At 73.6% G+C, this 20,150-nt stretch carries 20 protein-coding genes; 9 read left to right on the top strand and 11 right to left on the bottom strand.

Annotation, left to right across the window (positions count from 1 at the left end):
• Positions 1-27: 27 nt before the first annotated feature.
• Positions 28-507: a hypothetical protein gene (locus FHU40_RS16910; RefSeq protein ID WP_183593401.1), complete on the top strand. Its 480-nt coding sequence runs from the start codon at positions 28-30 to the stop codon at positions 505-507.
• A 233-nt stretch (positions 508-740) separates the two neighbouring features.
• Here the strand turns inward: FHU40_RS16910 and ilvC are convergent, their stop codons facing one another.
• The 5 genes from ilvC to FHU40_RS16885 all read right to left on the bottom strand — a co-directional run bounded on the left by ilvC (position 741) and on the right by FHU40_RS16885 (position 5,469).
• Complete coding sequence (gene ilvC / locus FHU40_RS16905) at positions 741-1,769, bottom strand: ketol-acid reductoisomerase (RefSeq protein ID WP_286674201.1); 1,029 nt, start codon at positions 1,767-1,769, stop codon at positions 741-743.
• Positions 1,770-1,799: 30 nt separating this feature from the next.
• A complete protein-coding gene (gene ilvN / locus FHU40_RS16900; RefSeq protein WP_183593400.1) occupies positions 1,800-2,354 on the bottom strand; it encodes an acetolactate synthase small subunit in 555 nt (184 codons plus the stop codon).
• On the bottom strand, positions 2,351-4,108 hold the full coding sequence (locus tag FHU40_RS16895; protein WP_183593399.1) for an acetolactate synthase large subunit: 1,758 nt from the start codon (positions 4,106-4,108) through the stop codon (positions 2,351-2,353). The genes ilvN and FHU40_RS16895 overlap by 4 nt, the downstream gene beginning before the upstream one ends.
• A 264-nt stretch (positions 4,109-4,372) precedes the next feature.
• Positions 4,373-5,056, bottom strand: coding sequence for a VOC family protein (locus FHU40_RS16890; RefSeq protein ID WP_183593398.1), 684 nt, complete (start codon positions 5,054-5,056; stop codon positions 4,373-4,375).
• The gene (locus FHU40_RS16885) at positions 5,053-5,469 is read right to left on the bottom strand and encodes a VOC family protein (RefSeq protein WP_183593397.1); all 417 of its coding nucleotides are present in this window, start codon (positions 5,467-5,469) and stop codon (positions 5,053-5,055) included. Before FHU40_RS16885 ends, FHU40_RS16890 begins: the two co-directional genes overlap by 4 nt.
• 170 nt (positions 5,470-5,639) lie before the next feature.
• On the opposite strand from FHU40_RS16885, the gene FHU40_RS16880 reads away from it, so the two are divergent.
• From FHU40_RS16880 to FHU40_RS16870, 3 genes are read left to right on the top strand one after another with little or no spacing between them, the layout of a single operon-like run.
• The gene (locus tag FHU40_RS16880) at positions 5,640-6,350 is read left to right on the top strand and encodes a hypothetical protein (protein WP_215524840.1); all 711 of its coding nucleotides are present in this window, start codon (positions 5,640-5,642) and stop codon (positions 6,348-6,350) included.
• Between the two features lie 43 nt (positions 6,351-6,393).
• Positions 6,394-8,334: a sensor histidine kinase gene (locus tag FHU40_RS16875; RefSeq protein ID WP_183593396.1), complete on the top strand. Its 1,941-nt coding sequence runs from the start codon at positions 6,394-6,396 to the stop codon at positions 8,332-8,334.
• On the top strand, positions 8,327-8,989 hold the full coding sequence (locus FHU40_RS16870; protein WP_183593395.1) for a response regulator transcription factor: 663 nt from the start codon (positions 8,327-8,329) through the stop codon (positions 8,987-8,989). Before FHU40_RS16875 ends, FHU40_RS16870 begins: the two co-directional genes overlap by 8 nt.
• Here FHU40_RS16870 and FHU40_RS16865 read toward each other — a convergent pair.
• The gene (locus FHU40_RS16865; RefSeq protein ID WP_183593394.1) at positions 8,943-9,677 is read right to left on the bottom strand and encodes a GNAT family N-acetyltransferase; all 735 of its coding nucleotides are present in this window, start codon (positions 9,675-9,677) and stop codon (positions 8,943-8,945) included. The genes FHU40_RS16870 and FHU40_RS16865 overlap by 47 nt on opposite strands.
• Positions 9,678-9,713: 36 nt before the next feature.
• On the opposite strand from FHU40_RS16865, the gene FHU40_RS16860 reads away from it, so the two are divergent.
• The gene (locus FHU40_RS16860; RefSeq protein ID WP_183593393.1) at positions 9,714-10,352 is read left to right on the top strand and encodes a Pr6Pr family membrane protein; all 639 of its coding nucleotides are present in this window, start codon (positions 9,714-9,716) and stop codon (positions 10,350-10,352) included.
• On the top strand, positions 10,339-10,689 hold the full coding sequence (locus FHU40_RS16855; protein ID WP_183593392.1) for a UBP-type zinc finger domain-containing protein: 351 nt from the start codon (positions 10,339-10,341) through the stop codon (positions 10,687-10,689). The genes FHU40_RS16860 and FHU40_RS16855 overlap by 14 nt, the downstream gene beginning before the upstream one ends.
• Before the next feature lie 14 nt (positions 10,690-10,703).
• Here the strand turns inward: FHU40_RS16855 and FHU40_RS16850 are convergent, their stop codons facing one another.
• The 3 genes from FHU40_RS16850 to xylB are packed head-to-tail and all read right to left on the bottom strand — an operon-like array spanning position 10,704 to position 14,319.
• Positions 10,704-11,711 carry a S66 family peptidase gene (locus FHU40_RS16850; RefSeq protein ID WP_183593391.1) on the bottom strand — a complete coding sequence of 336 codons (1,008 nt, stop codon included), beginning with the start codon at positions 11,709-11,711 and terminating at the stop codon, positions 10,704-10,706.
• Entirely contained in the window at positions 11,711-12,913 is a 1,203-nt protein-coding gene (locus tag FHU40_RS16845; protein WP_246390633.1) for a kynureninase, read from the bottom strand. Before FHU40_RS16845 ends, FHU40_RS16850 begins: the two co-directional genes overlap by 1 nt.
• Before the next feature lie 8 nt (positions 12,914-12,921).
• Entirely contained in the window at positions 12,922-14,319 is a 1,398-nt protein-coding gene (gene xylB, locus FHU40_RS16840; RefSeq protein ID WP_183593390.1) for a xylulokinase, read from the bottom strand.
• A gap of 46 nt (positions 14,320-14,365) precedes the next feature.
• Here xylB and FHU40_RS16835 point away from each other — a divergent pair, with 46 nt between their 5' ends.
• Positions 14,366-15,256 carry an aldose epimerase family protein gene (locus tag FHU40_RS16835; protein ID WP_183593389.1) on the top strand — a complete coding sequence of 297 codons (891 nt, stop codon included), beginning with the start codon at positions 14,366-14,368 and terminating at the stop codon, positions 15,254-15,256.
• Positions 15,257-15,269: 13 nt separating this feature from the next.
• On the opposite strand, the gene FHU40_RS16830 is transcribed toward FHU40_RS16835, so the two are convergent.
• The gene (locus FHU40_RS16830) at positions 15,270-15,440 is read right to left on the bottom strand and encodes a hypothetical protein (RefSeq protein ID WP_183593388.1); all 171 of its coding nucleotides are present in this window, start codon (positions 15,438-15,440) and stop codon (positions 15,270-15,272) included.
• A gap of 113 nt (positions 15,441-15,553) precedes the next feature.
• A complete protein-coding gene (locus FHU40_RS16825; RefSeq protein ID WP_183593387.1) occupies positions 15,554-16,636 on the bottom strand; it encodes a hypothetical protein in 1,083 nt (360 codons plus the stop codon).
• Between the two features lie 164 nt (positions 16,637-16,800).
• Between FHU40_RS16825 and FHU40_RS16820 the strand changes: the two genes are divergently transcribed.
• Together FHU40_RS16820 and FHU40_RS16815 are read left to right on the top strand one after the other, a co-directional pair.
• A complete protein-coding gene (locus FHU40_RS16820) occupies positions 16,801-19,698 on the top strand; it encodes a Na+/H+ antiporter subunit A (protein WP_183593386.1) in 2,898 nt (965 codons plus the stop codon).
• Entirely contained in the window at positions 19,695-20,141 is a 447-nt protein-coding gene (locus tag FHU40_RS16815) for a Na(+)/H(+) antiporter subunit C (RefSeq protein WP_183593385.1), read from the top strand. The genes FHU40_RS16820 and FHU40_RS16815 overlap by 4 nt, the downstream gene beginning before the upstream one ends.
• Positions 20,142-20,150 lie beyond the last annotated feature (9 nt).

The raw sequence follows: 20,150 nt of genomic DNA, 5'->3' as shown, positions 1-20,150 counted from the left end.
GGCCCACCCGAGAGAGCGGAGGTCACGATGGCGATCCGGGTTGACGACATCAGCGTCATCCATTCCGACCATCGGGTGGTGCCCCGGGCCGCAGACCTCGCGGACGCGTACCTGCGCGCGCTCGCGAGGTACGTGCAGGAGGTCGGGCCGCCGGTCACGATGCGCCTCCGCACCGTCCGGACGGGGCGCGGGCGGAGCCGCAGCAAGCGCCGGTGCCTGATCCTGCGGCCGAGGCGGCCCCGGCTGCGCCGCTACCAGACCGCGCACTGGGCCGTGCCGCGCGGCGCCGCCCTGGACATCGGCTACTGCCTGCTCGGCGGCGAGTACGTCGCCGGCCGCGACCTCGGCCCGATCCGGTTCGACGCCCCGAGCGAGGCCGACGTCTCCGAGATCTTCGCCATCGTCGAGATGGTGGAGGACTACGCCGTCGTCCCCGCGCTCCACGAGGTCGTCGCGGCCGTCACCCCCGGCGGGCCGCCCGGCGGACGCGGCTTCCTCGACACCTGAGGCCGGTCCCCGGCGCCCCAGGTCTCACCGGCTGGCCGCCGAACCCCGCACGACGCGCCGGGGCGGCACGGCGTGTCGTGCGGGCTTCGGCTGCCAGGCGGGAGCCGAGGTGCCGGGGCCGTCCCCCGTGACCGGCCGAGGGGACGCCGCGTCACCGACGGCGCAGCCGGGCCCGAAATCGACAAGTCGGCGCGTCCACGACCAGGTCGTGGACGCGCCGACTCGTGGCTGGGTCAGCGGGTGGCGGTGCCCTCGGTGTAGTCCGAGTCGTGCGACTTCACCCAGGCCATCAGCTTGCGCAGCTCGCGACCGGTCTGCTCGATCGGGTGCTGCTCGCCCTTCTTGCGCAGCTCGGTGAACTCCGGCGAGCCGGCATCCTGGTCGTCGATGAAGCGCTTGGCGAACGTGCCGTTCTGGATGTCGGCGAGCACGGCCTGCATGTTGGCCTTCACCTCGGGGGTGATGACGCGCGGGCCGGAGACGTAGTCGCCGTACTCCGCGGTGTCGGAGACCGACCAGCGCTGCTTGGCGATGCCGCCCTCGTACATCAGGTCGACGATCAGCTTGAGCTCGTGGAGGCACTCGAAGTAGGCGACCTCGGGCTGGTAGCCCGCCTCGGTGAGGACCTCGAAGCCGTACATGACGAGCTGCGAGGCGCCACCGCAGAGGACGGCCTGCTCACCGAAGAGGTCGGTCTCGGTCTCTTCGGTGAAGGTCGTCTTGATGCCGCCGGCGCGCAGGCCGCCGATCGCCTTGGCGTACGACAGCGCGAGCGGCCAGGCGTTGCCCGACTCGTCCTTCTCGACGGCGACGAGTACGGGGACGCCGCGGCCGTCGACGTACTCGCGGCGGACCAGATGGCCCGGGCCCTTCGGGGCGACCATGAAGACGTCGACGCCAACGGGGGGCTCGATGAAGCCGAAGCGGATGTTGAAGCCGTGGCCGAAGACCAGGGTGTCGCCCTCGGCGAGCTGCGGCGCGATCTCCTCGGCGTAGAGCTTCCGCTGGTGCTGGTCGGGGGCGAGGATGACGATGACGTCGGCCTCCTCCGCGGCCTCGGCCGGCGTCCGGACCCGCAGGCCCTCGGCCTCCGCCTTGGCGCGGCTCTTCGAGCCCGGCTGCAGGCCGACCCGCACGTCGACGCCCGAGTCGCGCAGGGACAGCGCGTGGGCGTGGCCCTGGCTGCCGTAGCCGATGACCGCGACGTTCTTGCCCTGGATCAGGGACAGGTCCGCGTCGTCGTCGTAGAACATCTCAGCCACTGGGGCTTCTCCTTCTCGTTGTGTTACTGATCAGCCCGCGGCAGGCGGGGCGGGGATGGTCACCGGGCGCAGGGTGCGCTCGGAGATGGAGCGGGAGCCACGGCCGATGGCGACCATGCCCGACTGGACGAGCTCGCGGATGCCGAAGGGCTCGAGCACCCGCAGGAGGTCCGCCAGCTTGTCGGCGTTGCCGACCGCCTGGATCGTGATCGCGTCGGGGGCCACGTCGACCACCTTCGCACGGAAGAGCTGGACGGCGTCCAGCACCTGCCCGCGGGCCTCGACGTCGGCCTTGACCTTGACCAGCAGCAGCTCGCGGTTGACCGAGGCGGAGCCGTCGAGCTCCACGATCTTGATCACCTCGACGAGCTTGTTGAGCTGCTTGGTGACCTGCTCGAGGGGGGTGCCCTCCACGTCGACGACGATCGTCATCCGGGAGACCTCGGCGTGCTCGGTCGGGCCGACCGCGAGCGAGTCGATGTTGAAACCGCGGCGGCTGAAGAGCCCCGCGATCCGGGCCAGCACGCCGGGCTTGTTCTCGACGAGCACCGACAGCGTGTGCTTGGTGTTCTGCGTCGTGGTCACGGGCGGAGCTCCACATCTGCGTCGTCGTCGAACTTCGGGGCCAGGTCGCGGGCGTACTTGATGTCGTCGTTGCTGGTGCCGGCGGCGACCATCGGCCAGACCATCGCGTCACGGTGCACGCGGAAGTCCACGACGACGGGGGCGTCGTCGATCTCCATCGCCTTGGTGATCGTGGCGTCGACGTCGTCCGGGCTCTCGCAGGCCAGGCCCACGCAGCCGTAGGCGTCGGCGAGCTTGACGAAGTCGGGGACCCGCTTGGAGTGCAGGTCGGTGTTGGAGTAGCGCTCGTTGTAGAACAGCGACTGCCACTGCCGGACCATGCCGAGCGACTCGTTGTTGATGATCGCGACCTTGATCGGGATGTCGTTGATCGTGCAGGTGGCCAGCTCCTGGTTGGTCATCTGGAAGCAGCCGTCGCCGTCGATGGCCCACACGGTCGCGTCGGGGCGGCCGACCTTGGCGCCCATCGCGGCCGGCACGGCGTACCCCATCGTGCCGAGGCCCCCGGAGTTGAGCCAGGTGTTGGGGTGCTCGTAGCCCACGAACTGCGCGGCCCACATCTGGTGCTGGCCGACGCCCGCGGCGTACACCGCCTCGGGGCCCGCGATCGCACCGAGCCGCTCGAGCACGTACTGCGGCGAGAGGCTGCCGTCGGCCGGCTTGTCGTAGCCGAGGGGGTAGGTCTGCTTGATGCCGGCGAGGAAGGCGACCCACGCCTCGTAGTCGCCGGTGTGGCCGGCGTCGATCTCGGCCCGGAGCGCGACGACCAGGTCGCTGATCACCTCGCGGCAGTCACCCACGATCGGGACGTCAACCGCGCGGTTCTTGCCGATCTCGGCCGGATCGATGTCGGCGTGGATGACCTTCGCGCCCGGGGCGAACGAGTCGAGGTTGCCGGTCACCCGGTCGTCGAAGCGAGCACCCAGGCTGATGATCAGGTCGGACTTCTGCATGCCCGCGACCGCCGCGACGGTGCCGTGCATGCCGGGCATGCCGAGGTGCTGCGGGTGGCTGTCGGGGAACGCACCGCGGGCCATCAGCGTGGTCACGACCGGCATGCCGGTCAGCTCGGCGAGCACCCGCAGCTCCTGGGCCGCCCGGGCGCGGATCACGCCGCCGCCGACGTAGAGCACCGGGCGGCGCGACTCCAGGATCAGCCTGGCCGCCTCGCGGATCTGCTTGGAGTGCGGCCGGGTCACCGGGCGGTAGCCGGGGAGGTTGAGCTCGGTCGGCCACGCGTAGGTCGTCATCGCCTGCAGCGCCGACTTCGCGACGTCGACCAGGACCGGGCCCGGGCGACCGGTCGAGGCGATGTGGAAGGCCTCCGCGACCGTGCGCGGGATCTCGGCGGGGTCGGTGACCAGGAAGTTGTGCTTGGTGATCGGCATCGTGATGCCGCGGATGTCGGCCTCCTGGAAGGCGTCGGTGCCGATCATCGCGGCACCGACCTGGCCGGTGACGGCCACCAGCGGGACGGAGTCCATGTGGGCGTCGGCGATCGGCGTGACGAGGTTGGTGGCACCCGGGCCGGAGGTCGCCATGCAGACGCCCACGCGGCCGGTGGCGGCGGCGTACCCCTGCGCCGCGTGGCCGGCGCCCTGCTCGTGGCGCACCAGGATGTGCCGGATCGAGGAGTCCATGAGGGGGTCGTACGCCGGGAGGATGGCGCCGCCCGGGATCCCGAAGATCTCCGTGGTGCCCGCGGCCTCCAGCGATCTGATCAGGCTCTGCGCGCCCGTCATCTGCTCGCTCATCGATCTGACTTCCCTCTACTAGTGCTGCCGTGCCTGACCAACAAAAAACCCCTCGGCCCGGCTTGGGCGACGAGGGGTCGACGTGCGCGCTGGAGTCGGTCTCGACTCAGCCCACACGTCGCGTGCGTACAAGAATGTCCTTGCGCATGACCCCAACGGTAGCGGCCCGACCCGTTCGCCCGCATCCGAGTGTGACAGGAGTCCCAGCATCCGGGACAGCGATCCCGAGATGCGGTCGGGCCCGGCCGCGGCAGCACGCCCGTCTCAGCCGGCCTCCGAGCGGCCCTCCGGGGTGCACACGCACGCCTTGTTGCCCTCCGGGTCGGCCAGCACCCAGAACGCGGGAGCCGCCTCGTCGGAGACCAGGGTCCCGCCGGCGGCGAGGGCCGCGTCGATCCGGTCCTGCGCCCGCTCGATGGGAACGATGACGTCGAGGTGCCAGCGCTGCCGGGGCGTCTCGTGGGCCTCGGTGCGCTGGGTCCAGACGGCCGGCAGGCGGCCGGCGCCGTCGAGGATCTCGCGCCCGGGGTAGATCCGGCTGTCGTCGTACCCGAGCAGGGCCCGCCAGAACGGCAGCACGGTCGCGTGGTCGGCGGTGTCGAGGCCGAGCTCGAGCGCGACGATCGCGTCGGGCGCCGCGGCCACACCCCGGGCGGCCGCCAGCTCGCTGATCCGGCGGGCCAGCCGCAGGTCGCGGTCGGTCACCCCGCCCACGTCGTGGCTGAGCAGCCGCACCGAGAGGTGGGGGTAGCGGAGGTCGAGGTCGGGATGGTGACCGGCCTCCTCGGCCGCGGCGGCGATGGCGTCGGCGAGCGCGATGCCGGTCGCGAAGTCGCCGGTCGCGAAACGCGCGTGCAGCGCACCCACCAGCCAGCGCCAGTCGCCGAGGCCCAGCGCCTTGACCTCGTCGTAGCCGCGGATGGTCTTGTCGGTCTGGTTGTCGGTCATGGCAGCACCACCTGTCCGATCGGTCCGGGGTTGTAGGCGATCTCCCAGCGGTAGCCGTCGGGATCGCCGAAGTAGCCGGTGTAGCCGCCCCACTCGCGCTCGACGGCCGGGCTCACCGGATCGGCGCCCGCGGCCCGCGCGGTCGCCAGGACGGCGTCGACCTCGTCGCGGGTCGGCACGTTGTGGGCGAGCGTGATCGGCACCAGGCCGGGCCCGCGCCGGATCTCCCCCACCTCGGCCTCGAACCCGCCCTCGGCCCACAGGGACAGCAGCAGGTGCTGCCCGAGCTGGATCATCAGCACGTCGCCGGGCACTTCGAGCGCGGCCTGCCACCCCAGCCCGTCGACGTAGAAGGCCCGGGTCGCCTCGAGGTCGCGCACCGCGAGGGTGACGAAGCTCAGTCGCTGGTCCACCTCCCCACCTTGGCACAGCCGTCCGACACCCGACACCGGCCACCGGACGGGGGGATCGGCGGAGCCTGGCGCCCGCTGCCCGGCGATTCGGGACGCGCCGCCCTGACGGCCGGGACGCCGGGTGGTCGAACGTGGGGTCGTCATCGTCCGAGACCTGAGGAGCAGCGCCCGTGGCCACCACCAGCAGCACCCGAGCGGCACTCGACGCCCGCCCGCGCCCGGTGGCGCCGACCGTCGGCCGCGGCTGGGCGATCGTCGGTGCGGCGGCCGGACTGCTCGGGATCGTCGGGATCCAGGCGTCGCTGCGGATCGACGCGGCGTACGACGAGCGCTACGCCGGGGACGCCGGGCGGATCACCGACCGGCTCGGCGACTTCGTCCCCCAGCTGCTGACCCTGCACCTGGCGATGACCGGCGCCGCCGTCCTGCTCCTGATCTTCGCGGCCGGCCTGCGCCGTCGGCTGCAGGGCCAGGCGCCGGCGGTGAGCCTGCTGCCGGACATCGCGGCCGGTGGCCTGCTGCTGACCTCGGTCGCCGCGCTGATGGGCGCGGCGTTCAGCACCGAGGTGATCTTCGGGCTCGAGAGCGACGACGCGCCTCTGGACCCGGAGTTCGCGGCCGTCGTCGGCCACTGGGTCGGCACCGTGCCCTGGCTCTGGGTCGGCGCCGGCGTCACCGGCGTCGCCGTCGCGGTCGCCGCCCTGCGGCACGCGGCGGCGCCCCGATGGATCGGCTGGCTCGCCGCCGTGCTCGGCGGCGTGACGCTGCTCGTCGGCCTCTCGCCGCTGCAGTACCTGGCCGGCTTCACCGGCCCCGTCCTCGTGCTGGTGCTCGGACTGGGGTTCACCTTCGGCGACCGGCGCCCGAGCCCGACGGACTGACAACGTGCTGGTTCGATCCCTCCGGACCGGCATCCCAGACCCGATGCCCGCCCCCCACTCGAGCATCGGGCGAACCCGGGCGGCCACGGCCATCGCCGTGGCCGCCTGGGCACTCGCCGTCCTGTCCGTCGCCCTGCTGGTCGTGGGCCAGCCGCCGGTCGACGAGAACCTGCTCTTCTTCCTCGTCGACATCACCGTCGCGTGCGTCTACGGGACGGTCGCGGCGGTGATCCTGGTGCGCCGGTCGCACCCGGTCCCCTGGCTGCTCGCGATCGCCGCCGTGGGCGGCGGACTGGCGGCCTTCGGCTTCGCGCACGGCAGCGCCCTCGACCAGAGCACGCTCACGGGGACCGACGCGATCGCCCGGCTGGCGAACACGGCCTGGGTGCCGGGCACCCTGGCGCTCTTCCTGGTCGTCCCCTGGCTGGTGCGCGACCACCCGCTCCGGCTGGAGTGGGTCGGCCTGGCCGCGGGCGCGACGCTCAGCGTAGCCACCGGCGTGGCGGTGATCCTGGACGACGAGGCGCCGCACCTCGACGAGATGTACTGGTGCGCGATCGGGCTCGGGCTCGTCACCGCGCTGTCCGTGGCGTGGCGCCGCCGGTTCGGGCCGACCGGGGAGCGCAACGGGCTGGGCTGGCTCGCGGTGGGCACCGCGATCCTCGCCGTGTCGTTCGTGCCGGTGCTCACCACGATCCCCTGGCTGCCCTACTGGCTCACGCCGGTCCTGCACCTGGCCTCGCAGGCGGTCTTCCCGGCGGCCGTGCTCGTCGTGGTCCTGCGCAACCGGCTGTGGGACCTGCAGCTGGTCGTCAGCCGCGCCGTGCTGGGCGGGCTCCTCACCGGCGGCCTGCTCGTCGTCTACCTGGCGGTGACCCTGCTCCTCGGCGAGCTGTTCCCCGGCGACGGCGTACCGCAGCTGCTGGCGGCGGGCACCGTGGCGGCCGCGGTCCAGCCGCTGCGCCTCACCGCGGGCCGGCGGGTGCGCCGACTCGTGTACGGCGACGCGGCCGATCCGCACCGGGTGGCCCGGCGGCTCGGCACCCAGCTGGTCTCGAGCGACTCGACCGACGAGCTGCTGGCGGGCCTGACCGCCGACCTCGGGGAGTCGATGCGGCTGGAGTCCGTGATCGTGGTCAGCGACGCGCTGGCCCCGGTCAGGTGGGGCGAGCCGAGCGGTCCGGGCGCCGAGGTCGAGCTGCGGCACAGCGGTGAGCTGGTCGGCCTGCTCCAGGTCACCGCCCTGCCGGGCGCACAGCTCTCGGCCCGCGACCTCAGCACCCTGCGCGACGTCGCGTCGGTGGTGGCGGCCGCCGTCGTGATCGGGCGCGGCGCGGCGGACCTGGAGGAGCTGCGCAGCCGCCTGGCCGCGGCGCGGCTCGAGGAGCGCCGGGTGCTCCGCCGCGAGATCCACGACGGCCTCGGGCCGTCGCTGGCCGGCATCAGTCTCGGCCTCCAGGGCGCGCGCAACCTGCTGCTGACCGACGCGCGCGCGGGCTACGAGCTGCTCGCCCACCTGCAGGGCGAGGTGGAGACGGCGGCCAACAGCGTCCGCGGCCTCTCCCACCACCTGCTGCCGCCGGTGCTCGACGAGCTCGGGCTGGTCCCGGCGCTGACCGAGCTCGCCGGACGCTTCGACAGCGGGGCGCTCCACGTCACCGTCGAGGCGGATCGCTTCGACGGTCTCGACCCGCGGGTGGCCGCCGCGGCGTACGGCATCGTCGGCGAGGCGCTCACGAACGTCCTCCGGCACTCGGCCGCCGACCACTGCCGCATCGTCGCCCGGCGGCATCCCGTCGGCAGCCTGCTGCTCGTGGTCGCCGACGACGGCCGGGGCCGCGACGGCGACGCGACCGTCGGCGTCGGCACCCGGTCGATGCGCGAGCGGGCCGAGGAGCAGGGCGGCACCCTCGAGGTCCGCGATCGGATCGGCGGCGGCACCGAGGTCGTCGCTACGCTCCCTCTCGTGGTGACCCATGGCTGAGAGATCGATCCGCGTCGCCGTCGTCGACGACCACCCCGTCTTCCGGCTCGGGATGGCCGGCCTGCTCGGCTCGCTCGACGGGATCGAGGTCGTCGCGCAGGCCGAGGACGCCGCCCGGGCGCTGGAGCGGATCGACGCGACCGTCGACGTCGTGCTCATGGACCTCCACCTCGGCGACGACTCCGGCATCGAGACCACCCGCGACCTGGTGCGCGCCCTCCCGGACCTGGCGGTGCTGGTCATCACCATGGACGAGGACGACGAGTCCGTGGTGGCGGCGATGCGCGCCGGGGCGCGCGGCTACCTGCTGAAGAGCGCGTCGCCCGCCGAGGTCGAGCGTGGCATCCGGGCCGTCGCGAACGGCGAGGCGATCCTCGGACCCCAGGTGGCCGCCCGCGCGATGGCGACGCTGACCTCGGGCCGGACGGCCGTGCGGGTGCCCTTCCCCGAGCTCTCCGACCGCGAGCGCGAGGTGCTGGACCTGCTCGCCCGCGGCTACGACAACGCCACGATCGCCCGCCGGATGGTGCTCTCCCCCAAGACCGTCCGCAACCACGTCTCCAACGTGCTCACCAAGCTCGGCGTCCCCGACCGGGCGCAGGCCATGATCAAGGCGCGTGACGAGGGGTTGGGCGGCGACGGATCCGGGCAGTGAGGTCGCTCAGCGCGGTGCGCTGGGCACCGGCGGCGTCGAAGTTGGCGGGGTCGAGCCAGCCCTCGTGGGCCGCGCGGACGGCCGGCCACTCGGTGTCGGTGACCGAGTACCAGTCGGTGTCGCGGTTGCGACCCTTGGTCACCAGGTGGTGGCGGAACCGCCCCTCGTAGGCGAAGCCCAGCCTCGCCGCGGCCCGTCGGGACGGCTCGTTGAGCGAGTCGCACTTCCATTCGAACCGGCGGTAGCCGAGGTCGTCGAAGGCGTACCGCATAGTCAGGTGGATCGCCTCGGTCGCGGCCCGGGTGCGCTGGAGCGCGCGCGAGAAGAGGACGCCGGCGATCTCCACCTGGCCGTGCGCCGGCTCGATCCGCTGGTACGCCGCGAGCCCCTGCGCGGTCGACCCGACCGGCACGATGACGAACGTCTCCATGCCCGGCGCGGCGAGGTGCTCCTCGACGTGGGCCGCCATCGCGGGCACGTCGACGGGCGGGTCGGCGGGGCGGTAGGTCCACAGCGGGGGGTCCGCCGGGCCGCACAGCGCGGCGTGCAGGTCGGCCGCGTGCGCGACCGCGAGCGGCTCGAGCACGACGTACCGGCCCTCCAGCCGCACCGGCGCCGGCCAGGGCCGCCGGCTCCAGCCCCCGACGAGGTCGCCCACCTGCTGGTCGTGCTCGTTGGTCTCGGGCATGGCCGAACCTTAGTGTCGTGACACTAGGGTTCGGCCATGGCGCGGGCGTGGCACACGGTCACCGCGGTGGTCGCCGTGGTCGCGCTGGTGCTCCAGTCGGTGCTGGTGGTGACCGGGTACGGCGCGCTCCTCGACGTGGAGCAGCCACCGCTGGGCGTCCGGCTGGGCCGGCTGATCTCCTACTTCACGATCCAGAGCAACCTGCTGGTCGCGGCCGGCGCGATCACGCTCGCGGTCGCCCCGGGGCGCGACGGGCGGGGCTGGCGGGTGCTCCGGCTGGCCGGGCTCGTGGGCATCACGGTCACCGGGCTGGTGCACTTCCTCCTGCTGCGCCCACTGCTGGAACTGCACGGCTGGAGCCTGGTCTGCGATCGGCTGCTGCACCTGGTCGTGCCGCTGCTCGCGATCGCGGGCTGGCTGCTCTTCGGTCCGCGACCGCGGGTCAGCGGACGCGTGGTCGCCCGGGCGCTGGGGTGGCCGGTCGCCTGGACGGCATGGACGCTCGCGATGGGCGCCGCGACCGGCTGGTTCCCCTATCCGTTCCTGGACTTCGACGCGAAGGGCTGGCCCTCGGTGCTGGCGACCTGCGGCTGCATCACCCTGCTCTTCCTCGGGCTCTTCGCCGGTGCGGCGTACCTGGACCGGCGGCTACCGTCGACCCATGAGCGAGCGTGAGGGAGTCGACCCGTCGGTGCCGCCGAGCGGCCCGGGCTGCGTCGAGTGCGAGGAGGCCGGCGGCTGGTGGGTGCACCTGCGCCGCTGCGCCCAGTGCGGTCACGTCGGGTGCTGCGACTCGTCGCCGGCACAGCACGCCACGGCGCACTGGCGCGCGACCGGGCACCCGGTGATCCGGACCTACGAGCCGGGCGAGGACTGGTTCTGGGACTTCGGCGCCGAGAGCGGGTTCCTCGGGCCGCAGCTCGCCCCGCCGCTGCAGCACCCCGAGGACCAGCCGGCGCCCGGACCCGCGGACCGGGTGCCCGACGACTGGCGCGACCACATCCATCGGTAGCCCGGCCCGCGGGCTCAGCCGAGGGTCTGGGTGACTTCGCGGACGCCGTCGCGCACGACCACCCGCGCCGGCGCGCCGTTGACCAGCGGCAGGAACGGCTGGGTGTGGCCGATGTCCATCTCCGCGATCACGGGTACGCCGAGCCCGCCGAGCGTCTCTTCGACGGCCTCGAGCTGGGTCAGGTCGGGCGCGTCGGGCGCCGGGGTCCGGCCGACGAGCACGGCGTTCGCGTGCTCGAACCAGCCCGACATCCGCAGCCCGTGGAGGATCCGGCAGATGTCGTAGGCCCCCTGCTCGCACGCCTCGACGTAGACGAGCAGGCCCTCGTCGGAGTGCGCGCGGCCGAAGGCCGCGATGTCGGCGTACGGCGTGCCCGCGAGCGGCGAGAGCACCTCGAGGCAGCCGCCGATCAGCCGGCCGGAGACGTCCACCTCCCCGCCGCCGAGCACCGCCCAGTCCGTCGGCAGGTCCAGCGTCATCCGCGTGGTGTCCGCCACGCGGAAGTCGCCCCATCCGGCGCGGGTGCGGCCCGGGCTGCGCTGCACGACGTCGCCGGTCGCGGCCAGCAGGTCGGTCCAGTGGGCGAGCCCGTCGGGCGGGGCGAGCGGCGTGTCCATCAGGTTCCAGCCGTGCGCGGTCGCCCAGCCGAGACGGGTCGTCAGCGCCACGAGCAGCGTGGAGATGTCGCTCCACCCGACCAGCCAGGTCGGCTCCGCGACCGCCAGCCGGTCCCAGTCGAGGAGGTCCAGGAGGTCGATCGCCAGCTCGCCGCCGAAGGGTGGGACGACCGCGGCGACGGCAGGGTCGCAGAGGAAGTCGACCAGCTCGGCGGCGCGTTGCTCGGCCGGCGCGGAGCGGACCTGCTCGCCCGACATGCACTCGCCCACGACCACCTCGTAGCCGCGGTCGCGCAGCCACTGCAGCGCGAAATCGAGGCGCGGCCGCGAGTCCGGCCCGACCCCGCTCGACGGAGCGGTGACGGCGACCAGGTCGCCGGGACGCAGCGGACGGGGCCAGCGCATCAGGTCAGCCCCGCCAGAGCCTCGCGGACCAGCCGCATCCCGCGCTCGACCTCGGCGTACGACGTCGACAGGGGCGACAGCCCCAGCCGCAACCCGCCCGGGTCTCGGTAGTCGGGGACCACGTCGCGCTCCCACAGCGCGGCCGTGACCTCGCGCATCAGCGGATGCGTGAAGGTCACGTGGCCGCCGCGCCGCGCCGGGTCGCGCGGCGAGGCGAGCACGACGCCGGCCGGGGCGAGCAGCTCGTCGCCGAGCTCGACGGCGTACGACGTGAGCGCGACCGACTTCGCGCGCACCGCCCCGATGCCGGCCTCCTTGACCAGCGCGAGCATGTCCTGCATCGCGAGCATGCCGAGGATCGGCGGGGTGCCCGACTGGAACCGGCGGATACCGGGCGCGGGCGCGTAGGACGGCCCCATCAGGAACGGGTCGACCGAGCCCAGCCAGCCCTGGATCGGCTGGGTGAGCTCGGGCAGGTGCCGCTCGGCGACGTAGCAGAAGGCCGGCGACCCCGGGCCGCCGTTGAGATACTTGTAGGTGCACCCGACGGCCAGGTCGACGCCCCACTCGTCGAGCGTGACCGGCACCGACCCGGCCGAGTGGCACAGGTCCCAGAGCACGAGGGCACCGGCGTCGTGGGCGATCCGGGTCAGCTCGGGAGCGTCGGCGAGCCACGCCGACCGGTAGGCGACGTGCGACAGCACGACCAGCGCGGTCCGCTCCCCCACGGCGTCGGCCAGCAGCTCGGGCGTGACCCCGGCGGTGAGGTCGACGTCGATCCAGCGCAGCGTCAGCCCGCACTCCTCGGCCACCCCGGCGGCGACGTACCGGTCGGTGGGGAAGTTGTCGCGGTCGAGCACGATCTCGGTGCGCCCCGGCCGGGCGGCGACGGCCGCACGCATCAGCTTGTAGAGCAGCACGGTGGTCGAGTCGCCGATCGTGACCTGCCCCGCCGCGGCGCCGAGCACGACCCGACCCAGGTCGTCGCCGATGCGCTGCGGCAGCTCCAGCCAGCGTTCGTCCCAGCCGCGGATCAGCCGGCCACCCCACTCCTCCTCGACGAAGCGCGACAGGCGCGGCCCCATGGCCGTGAGCGGACGGCCCAGCGAGTTGCCGTCGAAGTAGACCAGGGGCGTCTCCGCGCCGACGAAACGGTCGCGGTACGCCGCCAGCGGGTCGGTCGCGTCGAGTCGGTGCGTCATGGCCCCCATCATGGGCGTCTCGCCGTCAGGTCGCGCACCTCGGCGTACCGCTCCCGCACGCCAGGTGTCGGCTCGGCCCGGGTCTCCGTCACCCCCGAGAGCGGCCACGCCGGGGGCTCGTCGCCGCCGGCCAGCACCCAGGCGGCCTGGCGGGCGGCGCCGCGGGCGACGTACTCCCCCGGCTCGGGCACCGAGACCGGCAGCCCCAGCACGGCCGAGGCGATCTCACGCACGGCGGGCGACCGGGCGGCTCCGCCGATCAGGATGATGCGCCCCACGGGGGTGCCGAGGGCGCGCACCGCGTCGACGGCGTCGGCGAGCCCGCAGACCATGCCCTCGACCGCGGCGCGCGCGAGGTACGCCGGGGTGGCGGTCTCGAGCCGCAGGCCGTGGATCGCCCCGGTCGCGTCGGGCCGGTTGGGGGTGCGCTCGCCCTCGAGGTAGGGCACCAGGGCGAGCCCGCCCGCACCTGCGGGCGCGGACAGCGCGAGGTCGGCGAGCTGCTCGTGGGAGACGTCGAGCAGCCGGCCGGCGGCGTCGAGCACGCGCGCTGCGTTGAGGGTGGCGACCAGCGGCAGGAAGCGTCCGGTCGCGTCGGCGAAGCCGGCGACCACGCCGGTCACGTCGCCGACCGGCTCGTCGGCGACGGCGCAGGCGACGCCCGAGGTGCCGATCGAGACGACGACGTCGCCGGCCGTCGCACCGAGCCCGAGCGCCGCGCCGGCGTTGTCGCCGGTGCCGGGGCCGAGCACGGCGTCGGCGGACGTGCAGGGTCCGGCCTCGGCCGGGCCGAGCACCCGGGGCAGGATCGCGTCGTGGCCGAGCGCCAGCTCGAGCAGGTCGCGGCGGTAGTCCCCGGTCGTCGGCGACCAGTAGCCGGTGCCGCTCGCGTCGCTCCGGTCGGTGACGAGCGCGGCCGGGCCGGGCGCACCCGCCAGCCGCCAGGTCAGGTAGTCGTGCGGCAGGCACACCGCCGCCGTACGCCGCGCGTGGTCGGGCTCGTGGTCGCGCAGCCAGCGCAGCTTGGTGACGGTGAACGACGCCACCGGCACCAGTCCCACCGCGTCCACCCACGGCTGCCGCCCGCCGAGCTCGTCGATCAGGTCGAGCGCGGCCGGCGCCGAGCGGGTGTCGTTCCAGAGCACGGCCGGCCGGACGACGGCCCCCGACTCGTCCAGGCAGACCATGCCGTGCTGCTGACCGCCGACCGCGACGGCCTCGACGTCGTCGATGCCGCCCGCCCGGGCGATCGCCGCCTGGAGCGCGTCCCACCAGGCCTCCGGGGCGACCTCGGTGCCGTCGGGATGGGGCGCCGCCCCGCTGCGGACGAGCTCACCGCTCTCCGCGTCGCAGACCACCACCTTGCAGGACTGCGTGGAGGAGTCCACGCCCGCGACCAGACGCACGTGCCGACACTAGCCACACCCCGTCGGGGCTGTCAGGGTGTGCAGGGTGCGCGCCGCCGCCGGTCTTCCCCTCCCTCTCGCCCACGGCCCCTACGAGGCCGAGGTCGTCACGGTCGGGGCGGGTCTGCGCACGCTGACCCGCGACGGGCTGGACCTGGTCGCCGGCACCCCGGCCGGCGAGATGTGCGCCGACTTCCGTGGCGCGGTGCTGATGCCCTGGCCGAACCGGATCGGCGACGGCAGCTACGAGTTCGCCGGCGCGCGGCACCGGCTGGCGCTCACCGAGCCGGAGCGCCGCAACGCCCTGCACGGGCTCGCCCACTGGGTGCCGTGGACGGTGGCCGAGCACACCGAGGGGCGCGCCGTGCTGCGCTACGAGCTGCCCGCCCAGCCCGGCTACCCGTGGTCGCTCGACCTGGAGGTGACCTACGCGCTCGACGACGACGGACTCACCACCACGCTGAGCGCGACGAACCGCTCCGAGGCGGCCGCGCCGTACGGCACCGGGATGCATCCCTACCTGACCGTCGGCCGCCGCGTCGACGAGTGCGTGCTGACGCTCCCGGCCGGCACGTGGTGCGAGACCGACGAACGCGGCCTGCCCGCGCCGGCCCGCCCGGTCGACGGCACGGCGTACGACTTCCGTGAGCCGCGGCTGCTCGGCGGCGTGGTGCTCGACCACCCGTTCGGCGACGTACCGGCCGGGTCGACGGCGGTGCTCGCCGACCCCGACAGCGGGCGCGCGGTGCGGCTGACCGTGGGCGAACGACTGGGCTGGCTGCACGTCTTCACCGCCGACCCGCTGCCCTGGGGCGTGCGCGAGTCACTCGCGGTGGAGCCGACGACCGCGCCACCCGACGCGTTCCGCTCCGGCGTCGACCTCGTCGTGCTCGCGCCCGGCGAGACCCACATCGTGTCGTGCACGATCAGCGGGTGAACACCGTCGGCGGTCACCGGTCGACGGGGTCGCCGCGGTCCGCGGCGATCAAGGCACGCGCCTCGGCCAGCTCCTCCTCGGTGAACGCGCCCTCCTCGGCCTCGAACTGTGCGACGCCGGCGAGCCCGCGCTCGATGAGTCGCGCCTGCTCGGGGGTCGGGTGGTGCCGTGGGGTGTTCCTCATCGCGCTGCTCCGTCGGCTTCGTCGGCCCGGCCCCACCAGCATCGCCGAGCGGGCCGGCCACGACAACGACGATCCCGAGGCTGTGGACGACGGCCGACGGACGGTCGACGCGCCTACTGGAAGCTGACGAACCGCACCTTCGGCCGCACGGCGTGCACCTCGCGCGGCCCCATCCGGCGTACGTCCTCGTCGTAGAAGAGCTTGAAACCCATCGCGAACTGCCGTGGCCGGGCGACGTGGTGGTACGTCGCAAGCTTCTGCCCGCGGGTGCCGAATCCGTCGACGTGCTGGACCATCGCGAGGTTCGCCCGCTGCCGGATCTGGTCGATGTCCTCGATCATGTCGGTGCGGAACTGGTGCAGCACGAAGAGCTTCTCGGGCAGACCCTGGTCCTTGGTCAGCCTCGCCAACCAGGCAGAGGTCCGGTTCACCTCACGCGCGCCGACCTGGCCGATCGTGCGGCCGGGCACCTCGTGCGGGCGCATCCGCCACTCGGGGTCGAGCGCCAGGCCGACCCACGGGTCGCGCAGCGCCCACGCCCAGCGCTGCGCTGTCTCGAGGAACCCGGAGCGGCCGGGCTGGATGTCGAGCAGCAGCAGCGCGTCGTTGCGGTGCGCCGCCCGGATGTAGCGCCGCACCTCCGAGCGCGGGATGTCGTGGCTGTAGTCGCCGTCGGGTCCCGGGGACGCGTCCGCGATGGTCACGATCAGCTCGTAGACGTGCCGCACCGGCTGGCCCGGACGCCGGAACGGGGCGGCGGCTCGGTGCAGCCTCCGGTCCATCGTGTCGGGGTCGGTCTCGCCGAGCACCCCCATCGCGGGAGTCTGCCCGGTGCCGTAGTAGGCGACCAGGAACCGGTTGTCCGCGAAGATCCGGGTCCCGCCTCCGGGCAGCTCGACGGGCGGCTCGGGTGCGACCTCCTCGACCGGCTCGGCTCCCGAGGACTCGACCGGCTCGGCTCCCGAGGACGAGGGCTCCGAGGAGGGCTCCGGCGGTGCGATCTCGACCATCGGCGGGCCGGTCGGCCGGAACAGCGGCGACGAGGGCCCGAGAGGCTCGCTGGGCGCGCCGGTCGTGGGCGCGCCGTCCGCCTCCTCCTGGCCCGCGCCCCAGGCGACGACGAGCAGCGCGATCATCGCCAGCAGGACGAGGAAGAGGATCGGCCCGCGCTGGTCGGGCTGGTGGTCCTGGCGCATGCGTCCTCCGGGCGGGTCTGGCCGGACCCTACCCATCGCACGCGCGCCGCACCACCGCGGCCCCAGGGCTGAGACGACGGGCGCTCCCTGCGCTCCCATTTCCCCGCGACCCCTAGGGTGGTGATCAGCTGCCCGCGATCGACCAGCCGTCGGAGGACGCCCAGATGCTCGTTCTGGTGGTCTCCCATTTCGTGGGAGCCGCCCTGGCGCCGTCATTGGTCCGCGCGCTCGGTCGGCGGGCGTTCCTGGTGCTCGCGCTCGTGCCCGCCTGCGCCTTCGGCTGGGCGGTCGCGCAGACCTCCACGGTGGCCGACGGCGGCGTCGAGTACGCCGTGACCGGCTGGGTGCCGGCACTGAACCTCGACCTCGCCTTCGCGCTGGGCTCGCTGCAGTGGGTGATGATGCTCATCGTCACCGGGATCGGCGCGCTGGTGCTGTTCTACTGCACGTGGTACTTCTCGGACGACGAGCCCGGGCTCACCGCCTTCGCGGGGCACTTCGTCGCGTTCGCCGGGGCGATGCTGGGGCTGGTGCTGGCCGACGACCTGCTGGTCCTCTACGTCTTCTGGGAGCTCACCACGGTGTTCTCCTACCTGCTGATCGGCCACGACCCGACGAAGCGGGCGAGCAGGGCGGCCGGCATGCAGGCGCTGATCGTGACCACCTTCGGCGGGCTGGCGATGCTGGTCGGCATCCTGCTGATCGGCCTGGAGGCGGGCACCTTCCGGATCAGCGAGATCCTCGCCGACCCGCCGGTCGGCACCACGGTCACCGTGGCGGTCGTGCTCCTGCTGCTCGGGGCGATCAGCAAGTCGGCGCTGTTCCCCTTCCACTTCTGGCTGCCCGGGGCGATGGCGGCCCCCACGCCGGTCAGCGCCTACCTGCACGCGGCGGCCATGGTGAAGGCCGGCGTCTACCTGGTCGCGCTGCTCGCGCCGGCGTTCGCCGACGTACCCGGCTGGCACGGCATCCTGCTGTCCCTGGGGCTGATCACGATGCTGCTCGGCGGCTGGCGGTCCCTGCGACAGCTCGACATCAAGCTGCTGCTCGCCTACGGCACGGTCAGCCAGCTCGGCTTCCTGCTGGTGATCGTCGGCGTCGGCACCCGGTCCGCGGCCCTGGCCGGAGTGGCGATGCTGGGTGCGCACGCCCTGTTCAAGTCGGTGCTGTTCCTGGTGGTCGGGATCGTCGACCGCCAGACCGGCACCCGCGACCTGCGCAGGCTCTCCGGCGTCGGACGGTCCGCGCCGGCCCTGGCCGCGGTCGCCCTGCTCGCCGGCGCGTCGATGGCCGCGCTCCCGCCCTTCACCGGCTTCGTCGCGAAGGAGAGCGTGTACGCCGCCCTCATCGGGGTCGCCCGCGACGGCGACGGCACCGGCATCGGGCCCGTCGCCGGCTGGACCCTGCTGATCGGCGTGGTGCTCGGGTCGGCGCTCACGGTCGCCTACACGGCTCGGTTCCTGTGGGGCACCTTCGCGACCAAGGCGGGCGTGCCGCCCACCGAGGTGCGGCCGATCCGCACCGAGTTCCTGGCCGCCCCCGCGCTGCTCGCCACGCTGTCGGTGGTCCTGGGCTTCCTCGGCGGGCCCGAGAGCCGGATGATCGCGCCGTACGCCGACCAGTTCCCACCCAGCGAGCACCACGCCCAGCTCGCCCTCTGGCACGGGCCCGGCCTGGCACTCGGTCTGTCCGTCGTCTCGCTCGCGCTGGGTCTGCTGCTGTTCTGGCGACGCGAGCTGGTCGCCCTCGTGCAGGCCGCGCTCTCCCCCTCCTCCTGGAGCACCGAGCACGCCTACCTGAGCCTGATGCGCCGGGTGGACCGGACGGCGGTCGAGGTCACCGGACTCACCCAGCGGGGCTCGGTCGCGATCTACCTCAGCGTGATCCTGTCGGTCCTGGTGCTCCTGCCCGGCGCAGCGCTGGTCGACGCGATCGGCGGTCCGCACGACGTGGTCCTGTGGGACAGCCCCGGCCAGCTGGTCGTCGCGGTGGTCATCGTGGTGGCCGCCGTCCTCACGGTCAGGTCCCGACGCCGGCTCAAGGCGGTGCTGCTGCTCGGCGTCACGGGCTACGGGAGCGCCACACTGTTCCTGCTGCACGGGGCTCCGGACCTGGCGCTGACCCAGGTGCTCGTCGAGACGGTGAGCCTGGTGGTCTTCGTGCTGGTGATGCGGCGGCTCCCGGAGTACTTCACCGACCGGCCGCTGACCCGCAGCCGGTACTGGCGGATCGCGATCGGCGCGCTGGTGGCGGCCGCGGTGGCCGGCTTCATGATCGTCTCCACCGGCGCGCGCACCGAGACGCCGGTCTCCGCCGCCTTCCCCCGCGAGGCGGTCGCGTTCGGCGGTGGCCGGAACATCGTCAACGTCACGCTGGTCGACATCCGCGCCTGGGACACCATGGGCGAGATCGCGGTCCTCGTCGCGGCGGCGACCGGCGTGGCGAGCCTGGTCTTCATCGGCAGCCGGACCGCCATCATCAAGCGGGTCGCCGACTTCACCCCGAAGGTCCCGAGCGACCGGCCGGCGTCCGCACCGGGCCGGCCGGTGTGGCTGCCCGGCGGCCGGACCCTCGCGCCGGAGCGGCGCTCGATCATCTTCGAGGTCATCACCCGACTGGTCTTCCACACCATCGTGGTGTTCTCGATCTACCTGCTCTTCTCCGGGCACAACAACCCCGGCGGCGGCTTCGCGGCCGGCCTGGTCACCGGGCTCGCGCTCGTGGTCCGCTACCTCGCCGGCGGTCGGTACGAGCTCGACGAGGCCGCTCCGGTCGACGCCGGCGCGCTGATGGGCCTCGGACTGTTCGTCGCCACCGGCTCGGGCCTGGCGCCGCTGGCCTTCGGCGGGACGGTGCTGCAGAGCGCCGTCGTCGACCTGCACCTGCCGCTGCTCGGCGACCTGCACCTGGTCACCTCGGTCTTCTTCGACGTCGGCGTCTACCTGGTGGTGGTCGGCCTGCTGCTCGACCTGCTGCGCAGCCTCGGCGCCGGGATCGACCGGCACATCCGCGACGAGGAGTCCGAGTCCGAGCCCGCCCCCGACAGCGGGGTACCGGCATGAGCACCAGCCTGTCGCTGATCCTGGCGGCCGCGGCGATGATCGGCTGCGGTGTCTACCTGATCCTGGAGCGGAGCCTCACCCGGGTCCTGGTCGGGCTGGTCATGCTCGGCAACGGCGTGAACCTGCTGTTCCTGATCTCCAGCGGCCCCGCTGGCCGGGCCCCGATCGTGGGCGGCGGCGACGGGGCGATGAGCGACCCCCTCCCCCAGGCCCTGGTGCTGACCGCGATCGTGATCAGCCTCGCCACCACGGCGTTCATCCTGGCGATGGCCTACCGCAGCTGGCAGCTCACCGGGGGCGACAACGTGCAGGACGACGTCGAGGACGCCGCGATCCGGCGCCTGGCCCTCACCGACCAGGCCTCGGACAGCTTCGACCTGTCCCGCCAGGGTGACGCCGACGACGACCTCGACGTACCCGAGGAAGAGGGGCGCCCGGCATGAACACCCCAC

Origin of the sequence: Nocardioides soli (genome assembly GCF_014191495.1) — a bacterium.
Taxonomy (GTDB): domain Bacteria; phylum Actinomycetota; class Actinomycetes; order Propionibacteriales; family Nocardioidaceae; genus Nocardioides; species Nocardioides soli.
The sequence above is the reverse complement of the archived record's forward strand: the minus strand, read 5'-3'. Positions and strand labels throughout refer to the sequence as shown.